Genomic DNA, 15,105 nt, shown 5'->3' on the forward strand with positions numbered 1-15,105 from the left:
ACGATATGCATTAGCCATGCTAGACTATTGCCATTTCTTCGCACTTGTACTCTCCCTTTTGTCATATATTAGGATGTATTTCTCATGACCGCTATCCAGTTTATCTTGATCGCCATTGCCGCATTTATCGTGCTTGCAGGGCTATTTATGGTCATTCGCAGCTTTAAACGGCGCAAAACTGCTGAGGCTGCCGCGGTCAATTATGATAAAAACGGTATTCCCATTATTCCGCGTCATGAGCGCAATATCGTCGAGCAGCCAGACTTGGATGATACGGTCGCAGGTGAAACCAGCATCGCCCCTGATCGCAGTTATCTCAATGCCGTGGTCGAAGAAGAGCCATTGACAGAGGCGCATAGCAATGTCGATACCCAACTAACTGCTGCCCGCCATGATAGTAATGAGGATAATGGCGTGGTAGATGACGCCGACTATGCGCGCTGGCAAGAGGAGCAGCAGCGAGCGGATAACAGCGAGTTTACCGAAGTAGCTGAGCAGATGCATATCGAGCAAGAGCCGGACGCGTTTTCCAGCCTCATGTCAGCGACGGACAGTTTAATGCCAGTCATTGATACCGCTGACGAACCAAGCTTTGATAATAATAGCCCGATACTCGATCAGCATCTCTCAGAGCCAGTTGATGAAGCGCAAAACGGACCGTTAATTAATGCCAAAGACAATATCAATATCACTATCTTGCCGCATCAGTATCGCGACCGCCCAGCAGCAGTAATTCGTGGGCGTGATTTGCTGGCGTTAGTGGATAAATATGGTTTGCGTTATGGCGCGATGAATATGTTCCATCGCTATGAGCAAAAAGACGGCACCGGCATGCTGTGGTTTAGCATGATGGGCATTACGGATAGTGGTATCGCGCCTTTTGACCCGCATAGTGTGGCGACCAATACTTACAATGGCGTGGTGCTCTTTTTATCGTTGCCGCATCCGCAAGCGCTACGCAGCTTTGACAGTATGATGAGTATTGCCTATATGATGGCAAGCGATTTGGACGCCGTGATGCTTGACGAAGACAATGACCCCATTACCCCAGAATATAAACAGCAATTGCGTAACCAAGTTCGCGATTATGAAGGGTAAAATCTGAATAGATAAACGGTTAAAATTATTCCTAAAGTATTGTAAAAGGCAAATAGCGCTTGACGTTATTTGCCTTTTTTAATTTTTAACTTTTGATTTAAGAGCCTTTCATTCGCCTGATTCTCTATAAATTTAGTTTTCTATAAACCTAGTTCTCTACAGAAGCGGCTCTCTACAGGATGAGTTTTCAACAAAATCATATCCGACTAACCTGCAAACTTGTTATCATATCGGCATCTTGAATTGCAAAAAAAAGACGCCGACTATGACTGATCCTATTGTACCGACTGCTTCTAAAAATACTGCTTCTAAAAATACTGCCGATACCCAATCTGCAGACAATGCTGCTGCCATCGCTGCTCAAATGCGCACGCTTATTGATAATTTAAAAACGCATAATTATGCCTATTATGTGCTTGATAATCCGATTTTAGAAGACAGCGAATACGATCAGCTGCGGCGCTCTTTATTGGAGCTTGAAGAGGCGTACCCTGACTTAATACAGCCCGATAGCCCAATCAATCAAGTTGGCGATACGCCGCTATCCGCCTTTACCCAAGTCAGGCACGACGTACCCATGCTATCGCTTGGCAATGTTTTTGATTATGACGAGCTGCATGGCTTTATGCGCCGCGTCAATGATCGTCTCAATGACGCGCAGAAAAATCCTGAATACGAAATTGAGCTAAAGCTTGATGGTTTGGCGGTGTCACTCAAATACGAATATGGTCAATTTGTGCAAGCGGTGACGCGCGGTGATGGGCAAACCGGCGAGGATATTACCCAAAATGCCAAAACCATTCGTAATCTACCGCTTTGGCTTACGGCGGCAAGCGAGATTCCATTATTAGAAGTACGCGGTGAAGTACTGATGCCAAAAGCAGGTTTTGAGCGTCTCAATCGCCTAGCAGAAGAAAAGGGTGATAAAACCTTTGCCAATCCTCGTAATGCCGCCGCTGGTAGCTTACGTCAGCTTGACCCCGCTATTGCTGCTAGCCGTCCGCTGGCCTTTTATTGTTATTCAGTCAATCAAGGTTTACCTGAAAATATAGAAACTCAATCAGCCGCCTTGGCTTGGCTTGGTGACATAGGTTTTAGCGTCAGCGCGGTCAGAGTGGTAAAAAACCCGCGTGAAGCACAAGCCTATTATGAGTCGATGATTGAAACCCGTAGTCAGCTGCCGTTTGAAATTGATGGCATGGTCATCAAGGTTAATAACTTGGCATTGCAGCAGCAGCTTGGCTTTTTATCGCGTGAGCCGCGCTGGGCAACGGCGTATAAATTCCCTGCCGAAACGGTGATGACGCGTGTAAATGATATCGAATGGCAAGTCGGACGTACGGGGCAAATTACCCCAGTTGGTAAGTTAGAGCCAGTCAAAGTCGGCGGCGTTACCGTCAGCAATGTCACCTTGCATAACTTTGGTGAAATTCAGCGCTTAGACGTGCGCGCAGGCGATATGGTCAGCGTCCACCGTGCAGGCGATGTCATCCCCAAAGTCACCCGCGTTTGGGTTGATCAACGTCCAGCAGATTCAGAGCCGGTTAAATTGCCAGCGATTTGCCCTGTCTGCGACTCGCCTGTGGTCTTGCCCGAAGGCGAAGCGTTGGCACGCTGTACTGGCGGATTGTTTTGTCCCGCGCAGCAGCAAGAAGCCCTCATTCATTTTGTCTCACGCCGGGCGATGGATATCGATGGCTTAGGCGCAAGTTGGCTGATTAGCTTTTTTGAGCACGGTTTGGTCAAGACCGTCGCCGATATCTATCAGTTACATAAACATACGGACGAGCTGATTAATTTTGAAAAATTGGGCGAAAAGTCGGTGCAAAACATCGTTAATGCTATCGAAGCCAGTAAACAGACGACGCTGGCACGTTTTATTTATGCGCTCGGTATTCGCGGCGTCGGTGAGACAACAGCACAGAATTTGGCACAACAATTTGGCGACCTTGATGCCCTGATGGCAGCAGATATTGATAAGCTCTTACAAACGCCTGATGTTGGGGCGATTACTGCCGAGCTTATTCATGAGTTTTTCCGCGCTCCGCATAATATCGAAGTCATCACCGCACTGCGCGAAGCGGGCGTGCATTGGGTTAAGGTTGAGCAAGTGCTGTCAGAGGGATTGCCGCTCGATGGGCAAACATGGGTCATCACCGGCGCGCTTGATAGCATGGCACGCGATGAAGCCAAAGCTAAGCTACAAGCGCTGGGTGCAAAAGTGTCAGGTAGTATCTCGGCAAAAACCACCGCGCTATTGGCAGGTGATAAAGCTGGCTCGAAAATGGCTAAAGCTGAAAAACTTGGCGTGAAAGTGGTGGGTGAAGAAGAGTTCTTGGCGATGTTGAAAAAAGTATAGGGGTTAAGGTTAAATGGTATAGTGGGTTAACGATAGCGTAACCCGCATCATTTTAAGTCTATGACATTATAGCTATTTTAATTTTCTGAATAGATATGCTTATTGCTTAAATAACAACCGTAAAAGTCGCCACCGCCACCAACATATCTTATAACTTCACTTCCTCTAACTTGAAAGAAAGGATAGTCGCGTAAAGCATTTGCTTGAATTAATACTTTGTCATATATAGGTACTAGTTTTTCTTCCAAACTGATAACATAAACTAAGTTTAATATATGTAGGGCTGCAAATGAGTTTAGTAGGTTTTCTAAATTAGCCTTTTTGAAGTTTTCAAGCCTTTGGTGCTTGACTGAATTATAGTCTTTCCACCAACCTTCATAGTTTGAATTTTTTTCTACGTCCTCATTACTTTTTTCTGTTTTAGTATTTTCAAATAAGATGCTAAAAGGTTGAAAGTCTAAGTCGAATCCGCTCATATTAAGCGTTAGAATGGTTTCTTCGATTTTGGGGAAATAGTCTTTAATCATCTTTATGTGATGACCTATGTTAGGCCTTTCTATTTTCTTTAGATGTAAGTTATCTCTTATATGCTTAAATATACTATCTATCTCAGTACAAATTGCAAAATACAATTGCATATTTTTAAATGAATAGCTTTTAGAATTATCTTCATTGATAGCTATATATTCACTTATTTCCTTGAGAGATTTCTCTAAAGATAGGTAATGTAGCCAAAAAGGACTTGAAAGGTCTATAGTGCATCTTTCTTGCATGTTCTCAGTCATTTAATTGCCTTATTTTATAAGATTAATTACCCTTCTATTTCGCCACCTCTCCATGTCCTTTAACCTCACCCTTCTTACTATCCGGCTGAATCACGATAGGTAATACCAGTCCCTTAGCAAAGTCATCGGACAGCACGTAATCATAGCGACTGGCAGCGACATCGGACGTGGTATAAATAATAAGTTTCATCTCTTTATCATCGGTTAGCTCATGTGAAGTATAGGTTTCGCTAAGCTGATCGAGTACTTTTGAGAGGGCTTCATTGCTTGCCATACTTACGGTCAGATTGTGCTGCGCGGTGGCATTATCCACACCGAAATACTCCGCATAATCGCGCACATTTTGGCTATCAAGCGCAAACGGATAATCATAGTTGGCAGGGTCAACAGCTTTTTCGCCGCTTGCGACCAATGACCAGTCGATAGTATGCACGTCTGCTGCGTCAGGTGTTTGCGTAGTAGAAGATTTAGCAGTGTCATTAGAATCGTTGGCGCTATTATCGCAGCTCATTAGTGCCGCCAAGCCTATGCTAGCCATTATCATCATACTTATGAGACGCTTAACCATCGAACTATCCTTTTATCATGCAATTATTATGAGCGCTATTTTGCCAGTTTTCGCGTTGCTTCTCTAGCATAATAAAATAAAGCATTGGCGAGTACGCTTTTAAATTTCCAGCCATAAAAAAACAGCCACCATTCGATGACTGTTTATATTATTGCTAGATTGAACAATGATAGGTTAATCATTATTAATGCACGATTAAACCAAAATCATTATCTGCCTATTTGGCAGTTTACTTGGTATTCTTTACCGTCTGCCCATTTCATTGCAAGGATACCTTTGTCTTCTTTCATGTGCCAAGCATAGACTACTTCTGGGTTTGACTCATTGACATAGCTTGCCGTATCACCTTGGACGCCGCCATTTAGAATGATAGGTTGGTCGGCCCAGTTTACTTTAGGTAAAGTCGCATTTAGCATAACTTGTTTTTTATTGATTGACTGTTTTGCCAAGATTTTGCTGTCATCGGTACAGGTATAAGGGGCTGGCGCCATACGGTCATAGGCGACATCGGTCACGCTTTCTGACGCAGGGGTTTTGTTTGGCGTAGTAGGTGCGGTGGTCGCACAGGCACTAAGTAGCGCTAGAGTAGGTAGGGCAACAGCAACTTTGGTTAGGGTATTCATGGCATTCTCCAAAAATGTAAAAATTAGCAGGTATTTTTCGACTATGCTTTTTCTAATCGTGCGCTTTTTAACGGCGCCTTATGCATATAGCGCCTATGTTAACGAAAAGACTTTCTAGATAATGTTAGAAATTGTTTGTTACATGTTCGTTAAGTTACTTAAACACTGGTTAATGTAACGCTGACCTTAATAGCCTTTGTAAAATAACTATAGCGGATGAAAAATAATATCAATACATCACGCACTGCTAATATCAATTTTTCTTGCTTGCTGTGCCTACGCAGACAGAGGCTACAAAAAATTGATATCAGCAATACCGCCGCGTTTTTAGGATATTTTGACTATAAGCTCAAACAGTTATTTAAAAAGACCAATATATTTAATGGGCAAAACATAAAAAAGCGCCTATCGACTGCTGAGCTGATAGGCGCTTTAATTTGGGCATGGTTAAGACAAAAAAACGTTAACAGCTGCTTAACTGTTTCGTATTGAACTATTTAGTCTTACGCGGTGGCAGACCTGTATGCTGTGTTTGGAAGTTGCCTTTACTGACTTTTTTGTGATTTTTGCTCGATGTGCTTTTACCCGAGGTGTTTTTTGCAGCGTTAGGACTATTATTACTGCGTTTCACTGAGTCATTGCCCAAGCGACTGTTCTTTTTACGCGCCGATTGATAGCTGTCTTGCGCGGCATCGCGACCTTCTAAACTGGCGTTAAATGGCGGGATTAAGCAGCCGCGACCTTTACCAATCAAATCCCCACGTCCCATATCTTGCAGCGCTTTACGCAGCATGACCCAGTTTTTTGGGTCATGATAACGTAAGAAAGCTTTATGCAGTTTACGCTGCTTGCCAGACTTGACGATATCCATATCGCCCTCACTGCGACTCACTTTATGCAGTGGGTCTTTATGCGTATGGTACATGGTGGTCGCGGTCGCCATCGGACTCGGATAAAACGCCTGTACTTGGTCAGCGCGGTAGCCATGACTTTTTAGCCACAGCGCAAGATTCATCATATCCTCGTCTCTAGTGCCGGGGTGAGCGGCGATAAAGTACGGAATCAGATATTGCTCTTTGCCGGCCTCTTGGCTGTACTGCTCAAACATGGCTTTGAATTTATCGTAGTTGCCCATGCCAGGTTTCATCATTTTTGACAGTACCGCTTCTTCAGAGTGCTCAGGGGCAATCTTTAGATAACCGCCAACATGATGGCTGACCAATTCTTTGACGTATTCAGGGTCTTTAATCGCCAAGTCATAACGCAAACCTGAGGCGATAAGAATCTTTTTCACGCCTTTGATATCACGCGCTTTACGGTATAGCTGGGTTAAATTACTGTGATCGGTAATCAAGTTATCGCAGACATCAGGATAGACACAAGACGGCTTACGGCAGTTCTTCTCTATCGTCTCGTCTTTACAGTTGAGTCGATACATATTGGCGGTCGGCCCACCAAGGTCAGAAATAACGCCAGTAAAGTTTGGCGCCGTATCACGAATCGCTTCAACTTCACGCAAGATAGACTCTTCTGAGCGGTTTTGAATAATACGACCTTCGTGCTCAGTGATTGAGCAAAACGTACAACCGCCAAAACAGCCACGCATGATATTGACCGAAAATTTAATCATGTCATAAGCAGGAATGCGCGCATCGCCATAGCTTGGATGCGGCAGACGCGCGTACGGCAAATCAAAGACGTAATCCATCTCTTCGGTTGAGAGCGGAATCGGTGGCGGATTGAGCCAAACGTCAATCGAGGTATGCGAGTTACCAGCGCCGCTACTATGACGCTGCACCAAGGCACGCGCGTTACCCGGATTGGTTTCAAGGTGTAAGATACGGTTGGCATGTGCGTACAACACTGGGTCAGCTTTGACGTGCTCATAATCAGGCAGGCGAATGACCGTTTGCTCACGCGGCGGCATTTTAAGTTTATGTTTACGTGCGGTTTGTGGTTTATCAAAGCCGCGCATTTGCACCACTTGCGTATCTTCATCGACTTGCTCAGCATTTAAGACTTTATTGGTCACGGGTTCGGCGACAAAGCCTTGATACTGTTTCGCATATTGGGCTGACATGCCTGTCATTGCTGACGTAGCTTGTCCAACGGGTGAGGGGCTAGTCTTATCTTGCTCGATTGAGCATTGATCAACGTCTTCAGTCATGACATACGGATTAATAATGGGATCAACGCGGCCAACGGTATCGACATCATTGCTAGCAACCTCGGTCATGCCCGCTTGCCAATGACGGCGGGTCGGGGTCAATAAGTACGCCGTACCGCGCAAACTGCTCATTTGTTCAAAGGTGTAACCTTTTGATAAACCATGCACCACATCGACGATGGCACGCTCAGCATTGCCATATAACAAGACATCAGCGCGCGCATCCATCAAGATACTGCGGCGGACTTTGTCTGACCAATAATCATAATGAGCGATTCGGCGTAAACTGCCTTCGATTCCGCCCAAGATAATAGGAACATCAGGATAGGCTTCGCGGCAGCGCTGGCTATAAACGATAGCGGCGCGGTCAGGACGTTTGTCAGCCACGTTACCGGGCGAGTAAGCGTCATCACTTCGGATTTTACGATCGGCGGTATAGCGGTTAATCATGCTATCCATGTTGCCGGCGGTCACACCATACGCGTAAACCGGTTTGCCAAGCTCCATAAAGGCATCTTTGCTCTTCCAATCTGGCTGGGCAATGATACCGACGCGAAAGCCTTGCGCTTCTAATAAACGGCCGATAATCGCCATGCCAAAGCTTGGGTGGTCGACATAGGCATCGCCTGAGATGATGATGACATCACAGGCATCCCAGCCCAAATCGTCCATTTCTTTGCGGCTCATTGGCAAATAAGGCGCAGGCTCGTAGCAGCTCGCCCAATGTTTGTCGTAGTCGTAAAGTGGTTTGGTGCCTTGTTTAAAGGCGGTGCGGGCGATGGTATCGGCAGACATGAGCGGACCTGTTAATTAAAAAAGTGGCACTAAAAAAGCCGTTATCGTTATTTATAAACAACGGCTCATTTAAAAGCGCTCATTTTAACATGAATTGCTTTCATTATGTAAAAAAGAGATTTTATAATAGCGAGGTAAGTTATTGATAGTTTGGGATAATCTCTTACTAAGAAGGATTATTAAACGTTAACAACCCTTCTTTGTTTATGTATGAATTAAACTAAAAAATTTATTGATCTAATAGTTGAAAGGGAAAGGTGACTACATCAAAGGCTAAGGCAAATGGCAATAACACCAGCTTTTGCGCGGTATTGGCACCGCTACGAGACACTTGTTGTTGATGATTTTGAGTATAAAAACTGACCGTATAAGGTTTACTTAAAGCGCGGTAATTAGATTGAATCAAGCTTAAATTACTCACTTGCGGATAGATAGCACCTTTGACAGGCACGCTAAAGCAAAAGCGCTGAGCATTGATGCGTTGGTCGCTGGCTGAAGTACAGTCGCGCCCATTGTTTTGCAAAAAGAATTGATAATCTGAGCGCTGGAATTCATCTTTTAATTTGGCATACGACAGCTTCATTTCACCCTGAAAATAGCCATCATTATTGGGCACATAAAAACTCATGTCGTTATCGACGTGGATATTTTTTGGCGTCAGATTGCTTAATAAACCAATCATTTCCGTCCCGCCTTGGGTCAGCACATAGCTGTTCTTTTCACCGACGATAACCATGGTAGCGTTGGGCATTTTTGGTAATGCCTGCGCAGGACGACCAAAGGCGACAATTTGGTCTTCAGACAAGATTTGCTTGCTAGCTTTGGTGCTGACGTGATTGTCACTTTCTAATAAAGAGCTGGTGGCGCAGCCTGAGCTGGCAAGCAATGCCGCAAGTGATGCGCCTGTTAATAAGGTTTTTGGATTGAATAACTTCGATAGGGTCTGAGCATTCTTATTGGTATCGATAGGCGGTATCTTTTTACTCATTATCAGGCTTCCTTGTCTGCTATACGGTTGATAGTTTATCTAGCATTTAATGCCAAACATTCGTTGCTATCGTACCTGTTTTAGCGATGACTTATCCACTTTTATTAATGATAAAAATTGCATGGGCTTTGTAGCTGATATTAATCAAGCAAAATCTTGGTGCCGCTCTTGGTAAAGTTCATTACAAACTGGCTTTTAAAGCTGCGCACATTGTTCTCGTAAGTCAGCAAATTACGGGTAAATTCATGATAATCGTTCATGTTTTTGGCATTGACCATCAACATAAAATCGGCATCTCCTGACACTTCATAGCAGCTCATTACTCGCGGCTGATCATGCATTAAGCGCTCAAATCGATGCTGCATCGAGGTATTGGAGCGCGACATCTCTATCATGACCACTGCCGTCAGTCCGTAACCGACCTTATTTGGATCAACAATAGCGACTTGTTTGGTAATCACACCGCTATCTATTAATGCTTGAATACGGCGCTGGGTGGTAGCGATAGAAACATGTACACGTTCTGCGACCGTTTTTAACGGCAAAGTCGCATCGTCCTGTAGCAAATTTAAAATCGCTTTATCGGTATCGTCTAAAATATGGCTCACAGTATCTCTTCCCTAGAAAATCACAAATATTAATATTTTTATTATAAATATTATTGTTAATGATATAAATATAAGAAAATAACTAAGTTTTAGTAATTTCCGAAGTAAATTTATTCTAATAAAAGATTATATAGAAATAATTTCTCATAGCATCTTAGTAAAATAGACGTTATTAATCAAAGCGCATTAATAACTCCGTTTGCAAAAATAAAAACAATCGCTAAGCCTTCTAACGTCTATCTATATTTACGGTGCTTATCATGTCCAACCCAACGCCCTCTAATGTCTCTACTAATATGCTCGCAGCTACCGTTTCACGCTTGCCGTTGCCTGCTGTTTGGACGGCAGGTAGTGCGCAGCAGCGTACATTAATAATGGGCGTGGCGCTGGCGATATTATCAAACCTGTTATTTGGTGTGCTTTATGCCTATAGCAGTTTTTTGGCGCCATTGTCAGGTACGCAAGTTTTTATCTGGCGCATGCTAGCGATGTGGGCGGCGCTAATAGGGTATTTGCTGATTAGTGGGCGTTTAGGTTTACATCTTGATAAATTAAAGGCGCTGCGCACGGTAAAGCAATGGGTATGGTTATTATTACCAACGCCGATATTTCTCAGCCAGTTTTGGCTGTTTATGTGGGCGCCAGTTAATGGTCAAGGCGTGCAAACCGCAATGGGTTATTTTCTCTTTCCACTGATGATGGTGGTGTTTGGTTGCGTCCTATTTGGCGAAAAATTAAGCCGTCTGCAATGGTTGGCCGTTGGCTTTGCCGCCCTCGGCGTCGGTAGTGAGATTGTACGTACCCAAAGTGTTTCTTGGGCGACGCTTTGGGTCTGCGGCACTTATCCTGTTTATTATATCTTACGCCGCCTACAAGGTATCGGCGCGATTACAGGTTTGCTGGTGGATTTGACCATCTTTGCACCGTTTGCCGTCGCCTATTTATTATTCATTGCGCCGAGCAGTTTAGGATTGGTTGGCAGCTCTAGCTTTTTTATCATGATGTTGGTAGGACTTGGCATGCTTAGCGTGCTCGCGATGAAAACCAATGTTGATGCCAGTCAAATGTTACCCGTCAACGTTTACGGTATGATGAGCTATATCGAGCCAGCATTATTATTTATCTTAGCAATCACTGTCTTGGGCAATCCTTTTGAATCAGCGATGATTTATAGTTATGGCTTAATTTGGCTCGGAATCGCTTGCCTAATCGCGCACGGTATCCGTCAATTACGCCGCGCTCATAAAGAGTCAAAAGTGAGCAAAATTGCCCAAACGGTCTAAAATTTGCTCCGTTAAATTAATAAGTTTACCTTAGCAATGTCATAAAAAAGGACGACTCAACAATATGCTGAATCGTCCTTTTTACATTAGATTAAAACTTATCTTACGAAAATTTTAATCCAAATGCTGCTTAAAGCCGCGCTGCTTATCACGCTCCCAGTCGCGGTCTTTTAGCGTTTTACGTTTATCATGCTGCTTTTTACCAACGGCAAGCGCAATTTGGCATTTCACTAAAGAGTTTTTCCAATAGCAAGATAATGGTACGCAGGCATAGCCTTTTTGATTGACCGCGCCCATGAGTTTCTCAATTTCGCGGCGATTAAGCAGCAGCTTACGGGTACGGATGCTATCAGGGCTGACATGCGTTGAGCTTGAAAGCAGCGGCTGGATATGGGCGCCAAACAAGAACGCCTCATTATTACGAAAGATAATATACGCTTCGGTAATGGTCATTTTACCGGCACGAATGGCCTTCACTTCCCAGCCTTGTAACGATAGACCTGCCTCAAAGGTCTCTTCAATAAAATACTCGTGACGAGCTTTTTTATTGGCACAGATTTGATTGTCAGGTTTTTTTGATTTTTTTGACATAATTTCTCCATAAGGACTTCAAACTACATGGTTTGTATAAATTGTCCCGGTCTAACTGTTCCTCATTCTAACCCTTAAATGTAGATATTTTTTTACCTATTAAGAGCGATGAGTCGAACCGCCTATTGTAGCAAAGCGCACAGCGAAAAGGTAAATCGGCTGTTAGGACAAATGTAGCAGATAAGTAGGAAGTTTGAGCAAAATTTGCTAGCATATGGGTCATTATCATTAACCATATTAGCCCTGTTATGAGCCTTTCTGCTACTTCTTCAAAATTGCACACCAAAATTTTATACCCTGGTACCTTCGACCCGATTACCAACGGTCATGTCGACTTGGTTAAACGCGCGGCTAAATTGTTCGATGAGGTCGTCATCGCCGTGGCCTCTGGTCATCATAAAAAACCATTGTTCGACTTCGAAGAGCGCGTGCATTTGGTTGAGACGGTATTTACGGATTTGCCGCAAGTGTCGGTGATTGGCTTTGAAGGCTTGCTGGTCGATTTTATGCGCGAAAAAAATGCCACCGCCGTATTACGAGGTCTGCGAGCGATGTCAGACTTTGAATATGAGTTTCAGCTGGCCAATATGAATCGCGAGCTTGATGAAAACTTTGAAGCGGTATTTTTAACGCCGTCGCAAAATTACTCGTTTATCTCATCAACCATGATTCGTGAAATTGCCAAACTTGGCGGCGATGTGACGAAATTTGTGCCACCTTGCGTTTCAGAAGCTTTTATACAAAAACTCAGCAGCTAAATTTAGCTAAACGCTTAACAAGCTAAGCTTTAATGATGGGCTGGTGGTTTAATATTAAGTGTAATCGTAAACCACGGACGTACTCATTTATTATCAACTGCTAGCAAATAAGGAGCAGTTTATGGCGTTATTAATTACCGATGAATGCATCAATTGCGATGTCTGCGAGCCTGCTTGCCCAAATGAAGCCATTTCAGAGGGCGATGATATTTATGTCATCGACCCTGATTTATGTACAGAGTGTGTCGGTCATTTTGATGAGCCGCAATGCGTGGTCATCTGTCCTGTCGACTGTATCCCGCATGACCCAAACCACGTCGAAACCCAAAGCGATTTATTGGCAAAATACAAACGCATTACTGGCAAATAAAAAATGAAGAGATCTGACCGCTCAACGAGTAGCCTTTTAATCAACGATTTCGACCAACAGCACCTTTGGCATCCTTATGCCAGCTTACCACCCACCTATCCAAATATCGTTATTGACCATGCCGAAAGTATTTATATTGTCACTAAAGATGGCACGCGCTTAATTGACGGTATGTCGTCATGGTGGGCAAGCGTCCATGGCTATAATCACCCAACGCTCAATGCGGCGATGATTGCACAATTAGGCAAAATGGCGCATGTGATGTTTGGCGGCTTGACCCATCAGCCAGCGATAGATTTGGGTAAAAAATTATTATCCATTGTCCCGGATGGTCTTGATGCGATATTTTATGCCGATAGCGGCAGCATTGCCGTCGAAGTGGCGCTAAAAATGGCGCTGCAATACCAAATTGCAGCCGGATGTCCCAATAAAAACCAATTTGCCTCGACCCATTCTGGCTATTATGGCGATACCTGGCACGCGATGAGTGTCTGTGACCCAGTAGGCGGCATGCATAGCCTGTATGGTAAACAATTGCCGACGCAGTATTTCGTCCCTGCACCGCCATTAGGGTTTGAGCGTCAGATTTCCCAGAGCGTTTGTGAAGAGTTAACCGCATTTTTTGCTAAACACAGCCATCAGCTTGCTGGATTTATCATTGAGCCTGTTATTCAAGGTGCAGGCGGGATGCGCTTTTATAGTCCGGAATATCTACGACTGTTGCGCCAATTATGTGATGAGCATAACGTACTGCTGATTGCGGATGAAATAGCCACTGGGTTTGGGCGTAGTGGCAAGTTGTTTGCTTGTGAGCATGCGGGTATCAGCCCTGATATTATGACCATTGGCAAGGCGCTAACAGGCGGCTATATGACATTTGCAGCGACCCTCTGTACCCGTGAGGTTGCCGAAACCATTAGCCAAAGCGACTATCCAGCCCTGATGCATGGTCCGACCTTTATGGGCAATCCGTTGGCATGTGCGGTGGCCTGTGCATCGATTGATTTAATCTTGTCTTATGATATTGAAGCGCGTACGGCAAATATGCAAACTATCATGGATGAGCAGCTAGCCACAGCGGCAAAATTAAAAGGTGTTAAAGAGGTACGTTGTTTAGGCGCGGTCGCTGTGATTGAGCTAGATGAGGCGGTTGATATGCCAGTTTTTCAGTCTTTGCTGATTGACAATGGCATTTGGGTGCGACCCTTTGGCAAATTGGTCTATATTATGCCGCCTTATGTCATTAGCGATGACGAACTGGTGACGCTATGTCAAGCGCTACTAACCGTCGTCACTACTTATTTGGGTCAAATGTCTACGACCAACAGAGTTTCGCTATGAGTGTGCTATTTATATCCGGCATTGATACCGATATTGGCAAAACGTATGCCACGGGAATGTTAGCGAAAGCGCTGATGCAGCAAGGCATTAGCGTCATCACTCAAAAGCTGGTACAAACGGGCGTTAGTGTCAATTCAGCTAGTGGTAAAATGAATATTGCTGATGATATCGTCACTCATCGTCAATTAATGAACATTCCGCTACAACCTTGTGACCTCGATTATACGACTTGTCCTTACCGCTATGAGAAACCTGCCTCGCCGCATTTAGCAGTGAAACTTGCCAATGCTGTTTTAGATCTTAAAATCATCACCAAATCTACGCAGCAATTGCAACAAAGCTACGATGCGGTGCTGTTAGAAGGCGCAGGTGGATTGTTAGTGCCCATAACCGAGCAGCTATTAACCTTAGATTATATTGCTGAGCAAGACTATCCAGTTGTGTTGGTAACCTCAGGGCGGCTTGGTAGTATCAATCATACTTTACTGAGTTTAGAGGCGATTAAAGCACGCGGTTTAACGCTGCATAGCGTCATTTATAACCATATTCATGATAGTGCTGCTCAGACAGATGATGAGATTGCCAATAGTACGATTGATTATTTGAAAAACTACTTAGCGCGCCATTATCCAAACAGCTATTGGTTACAAATGGCGCAACAGACATATAGCACTATAGGTAATGATAATTTAGCTTTACCGCCAGATTTTATTTAAACGCTTTTATTTAAATAGTTTTATAACAACAAATAAATAAGCGCAAAACACTTTC

The 15,105-nt window shown here is 44.0% G+C and carries 14 protein-coding genes; 7 read left to right on the forward strand and 7 right to left on the reverse strand.

What is annotated here, in order from left to right:
* The first annotated feature begins 84 nt into the window (after positions 1–84).
* A complete protein-coding gene (locus tag RAH45_RS02145; RefSeq protein WP_068405919.1) occupies positions 85–1,098 on the forward strand; it encodes a cell division protein ZipA in 1,014 nt (337 codons plus the stop codon).
* A 265-nt stretch (positions 1,099–1,363) separates the two neighbouring features.
* Positions 1,364–3,457, forward strand: a complete 2,094-nt coding sequence (gene ligA / locus RAH45_RS02150) for an NAD-dependent DNA ligase LigA (protein ID WP_068405916.1) — start codon at positions 1,364–1,366, stop codon at positions 3,455–3,457.
* A 77-nt stretch (positions 3,458–3,534) separates the two neighbouring features.
* Here ligA and RAH45_RS02155 read toward each other — a convergent pair whose 3' ends face one another.
* From RAH45_RS02155 to RAH45_RS02180, 6 genes are all read right to left on the reverse strand, one after another.
* Positions 3,535–4,242 (reverse strand): hypothetical protein, encoded by a 708-nt coding sequence (locus RAH45_RS02155; RefSeq protein WP_068405914.1) that lies wholly within the window; start codon positions 4,240–4,242, stop codon positions 3,535–3,537.
* Between the two features lie 34 nt (positions 4,243–4,276).
* Positions 4,277–4,810: a hypothetical protein gene (locus tag RAH45_RS02160; RefSeq protein WP_068405912.1), complete on the reverse strand. Its 534-nt coding sequence runs from the start codon at positions 4,808–4,810 to the stop codon at positions 4,277–4,279.
* A 209-nt stretch (positions 4,811–5,019) separates the two neighbouring features.
* Entirely contained in the window at positions 5,020–5,433 is a 414-nt protein-coding gene (locus RAH45_RS02165; RefSeq protein ID WP_068405909.1) for a hypothetical protein, read from the reverse strand.
* 493 nt (positions 5,434–5,926) lie between these two features.
* Positions 5,927–8,395, reverse strand: coding sequence for a YgiQ family radical SAM protein (locus RAH45_RS02170; RefSeq protein ID WP_068405902.1), 2,469 nt, complete (start codon positions 8,393–8,395; stop codon positions 5,927–5,929).
* A 229-nt stretch (positions 8,396–8,624) separates the two neighbouring features.
* Complete coding sequence (locus RAH45_RS02175; RefSeq protein ID WP_082894321.1) at positions 8,625–9,383, reverse strand: YidX family protein; 759 nt, start codon at positions 9,381–9,383, stop codon at positions 8,625–8,627.
* Between the two features lie 140 nt (positions 9,384–9,523).
* Positions 9,524–9,991, reverse strand: a complete 468-nt coding sequence (locus RAH45_RS02180; RefSeq protein ID WP_068405899.1) for an Lrp/AsnC family transcriptional regulator — start codon at positions 9,989–9,991, stop codon at positions 9,524–9,526.
* 260 nt (positions 9,992–10,251) lie between these two features.
* Between RAH45_RS02180 and rarD the strand changes: the two genes are divergently transcribed.
* On the forward strand, positions 10,252–11,274 hold the full coding sequence (gene rarD / locus RAH45_RS02185; protein ID WP_306495441.1) for an EamA family transporter RarD: 1,023 nt from the start codon (positions 10,252–10,254) through the stop codon (positions 11,272–11,274).
* A gap of 114 nt (positions 11,275–11,388) precedes the next feature.
* Here rarD and smpB read toward each other — a convergent pair whose 3' ends face one another.
* Positions 11,389–11,865, reverse strand: a complete 477-nt coding sequence (smpB, locus tag RAH45_RS02190) for an SsrA-binding protein SmpB (RefSeq protein ID WP_068405891.1) — start codon at positions 11,863–11,865, stop codon at positions 11,389–11,391.
* Positions 11,866–12,113: 248 nt separating this feature from the next.
* On the opposite strand from smpB, the gene coaD reads away from it, so the two are divergent.
* The 4 genes from coaD to bioD all read left to right on the forward strand — a co-directional run bounded on the left by coaD (position 12,114) and on the right by bioD (position 15,050).
* Positions 12,114–12,623, forward strand: a complete 510-nt coding sequence (gene coaD, locus RAH45_RS02195; protein WP_068405888.1) for a pantetheine-phosphate adenylyltransferase — start codon at positions 12,114–12,116, stop codon at positions 12,621–12,623.
* Between the two features lie 121 nt (positions 12,624–12,744).
* Entirely contained in the window at positions 12,745–12,993 is a 249-nt protein-coding gene (locus tag RAH45_RS02200; RefSeq protein ID WP_068405886.1) for a YfhL family 4Fe-4S dicluster ferredoxin, read from the forward strand.
* A gap of 3 nt (positions 12,994–12,996) precedes the next feature.
* Positions 12,997–14,334 carry an adenosylmethionine--8-amino-7-oxononanoate transaminase gene (gene bioA / locus RAH45_RS02205; RefSeq protein WP_306495442.1) on the forward strand — a complete coding sequence of 446 codons (1,338 nt, stop codon included), beginning with the start codon at positions 12,997–12,999 and terminating at the stop codon, positions 14,332–14,334.
* Positions 14,331–15,050, forward strand: a complete 720-nt coding sequence (gene bioD, locus RAH45_RS02210; RefSeq protein ID WP_306495443.1) for a dethiobiotin synthase — start codon at positions 14,331–14,333, stop codon at positions 15,048–15,050. The genes bioA and bioD overlap by 4 nt, the downstream gene beginning before the upstream one ends.
* The last annotated feature ends 55 nt before the right edge of the window (positions 15,051–15,105 follow it).

The sequence above is a fragment of the Psychrobacter sp. van23A genome (assembly GCF_030845275.1).
Taxonomy (GTDB): Bacteria; Pseudomonadota; Gammaproteobacteria; order Pseudomonadales; family Moraxellaceae; genus Psychrobacter; species Psychrobacter faecalis.